The organism is Streptomyces phytophilus (genome assembly GCF_013870535.1).
In the GTDB taxonomy this organism is placed as follows: domain Bacteria; phylum Actinomycetota; class Actinomycetes; order Streptomycetales; family Streptomycetaceae; genus Streptomyces; species Streptomyces phytophilus.
The window spans coordinates 1-1,663 of the sequence record NZ_JACBXC010001295.1 but is presented as its reverse complement, the minus strand read 5'-3'; the positions used below and the strand labels follow the sequence as shown (position 1 = coordinate 1,663).

Genomic DNA, 1,663 nt, shown 5'->3' with positions numbered 1-1,663 from the left:
GTCGCGGGTACCGCGCAGCAGTCCGCGAACGCCAGCGGAACCCAGGTCTCGCGCGCGCCCGACGACGTGCGCGGCAGGCTGACGAGCCTGCGCCGGGGAATCCAGCGGGGCCGCCAGGCAGGCGGCACCGGTGAGACCCTCGGCGGCAACGGCTTTGGTCCCACCTATCAGCAGGAGCGTTAGTTGAGTCCATTGAGCCAGGCGGCGCAGAATCTGAACTGGTTGATCACCAATTTCGTGGACAACACCCCGGGGGTGTCGCACACGGTGGTGGTCTCCGCCGACGGACTGCTTCTGGCGATGTCCGACGGCTTCCCGCGGGACCGTGCCGATCAGCTTGCCGCGGTGGCGTCCGGACTGACGTCGCTGACGGCCGGTGCCTCGCGCATTTTCGAAGGCGGCAGCGTGAACCAGACGGTGGTGGAGATGGAGCGCGGCTTCCTCTTCATCATGTCCGTTTCCGACGGTTCCTCGCTCGCCGTGCTGGCGCACCCGGAGTGCGACATCGGCCTGGTCGGTTACGAGATGGCGCTGCTGGTCGACCGGGCGGGCGCGGTGCTCACCCCCGACCTGCGCGCGGAACTGCAGGGCAGCCTGCTGCACTGAACCACGGCCGGCCGCCCCGGCCGCCCGCTTTATCAGACCCTTCCCCATCGGCCATGTTCCCGCCCGGAGGATCCATGACCCCGCCACCCGCCTCACCCGACTCGTACGGTGGTGCCCAGCATCAGCCCTACGAAGGTGAAGGCGATCAGCCGCTGGTCCGGCCCTATGCCATGACCGGCGGCCGGACCCGGCCCCGTTACCAGCTCGCCATCGAAGCCCTGGTGAGCACGTCGGCCGACCCGATGCGGCTGCAGGGGCTGCTTCCGGAGCACCAGCGGATCTGCCACCTGTGCCGAGAGGTGAAATCCGTTGCCGAGGTCTCCGCGCTGCTGACCCTGCCGCTGGGCGTCGCGCGCATTCTGGTCGCCGACCTGGCCGAGGCCGGCCTCGTGGCGATCCACCAGCCCGGCGGCGGCACGGATGCCGACGGAACCCCCGATGTGACTTTGCTCGAAAGGGTGCTCAGTGGACTTCGCAAGCTCTAGTGGTGTGGCCGGTTCTTCTCCGGCTCGTGCGACCACGTCGGCGAAGATCGTGGTGGCGGGTGGTTTCGGGGTGGGGAAGACCACGTTCGTGGGTTCGGTGTCGGAGATCAATCCGTTGCGTACCGAGGCTGTGATGACGTCGGCGTCTGCGGGGATCGATGATCTGTCGCAGGTGTCGGGGAAGACCACGACGACGGTGGCGATGGATTTTGGTCGTATCACGTTGGATCAGGATTTGATCCTGTATCTGTTCGGGACGCCTGGTCAGGATCGTTTTTGGTTCATGTGGGACGATCTGGTGCGTGGTGCGATCGGTGCGGTGGTGTTGGTGGATACGCGGCGGTTGGCGGATTGTTTCCCTGCGGTGGATTACTTCGAGAACTCGGGGTTGCCGTTCGTGATCGCGTTGAACGGGTTCGACGGTCATCAGCCGTACTCGCCGGACGAGGTGCGTGAGGCGTTGCAGATCGGTCCGGAGACGCCGATCCTGACGACGGACGCGCGGCATCGGTCCGAGTCCAAGTCCACGCTGATCACGCTCGTCGAGCACGCCCTCATGGCCAGGCTGCGCT

The 1,663-nt window shown here is 66.6% G+C and carries 4 protein-coding genes; all 4 read left to right on the top strand.

Annotation, left to right across the window (positions count from 1 at the left end; genetic code table 11):
• A partial coding sequence (locus H5J30_RS36110) for a hypothetical protein (RefSeq protein WP_220189550.1) occupies window positions 1-183 on the top strand: 183 nt, incomplete at its 5' end.
• A complete protein-coding gene (locus H5J30_RS31740; protein WP_078524120.1) occupies window positions 184-606 on the top strand; it encodes a roadblock/LC7 domain-containing protein in 423 nt (140 codons plus the stop codon).
• 74 nt (window positions 607-680) lie between these two features.
• A complete protein-coding gene (locus H5J30_RS31735) occupies window positions 681-1,091 on the top strand; it encodes a DUF742 domain-containing protein (RefSeq protein ID WP_026276533.1) in 411 nt (136 codons plus the stop codon).
• On the top strand, window positions 1,072-1,663 hold a 592-nt coding region (locus H5J30_RS31730), incomplete at its 3' end, for a GTP-binding protein (protein ID WP_181791039.1). The genes H5J30_RS31735 and H5J30_RS31730, both read left to right, overlap by 20 nt.

What these genes read in the sequence shown, in the direction of transcription:
- H5J30_RS31735 (WP_026276533.1), top strand. Translation starts at nt 681, where the DNA reads ATGACCCCGCCACCCGCCTCACCCGACTCGTACGGTGGTGCCCAGCAT.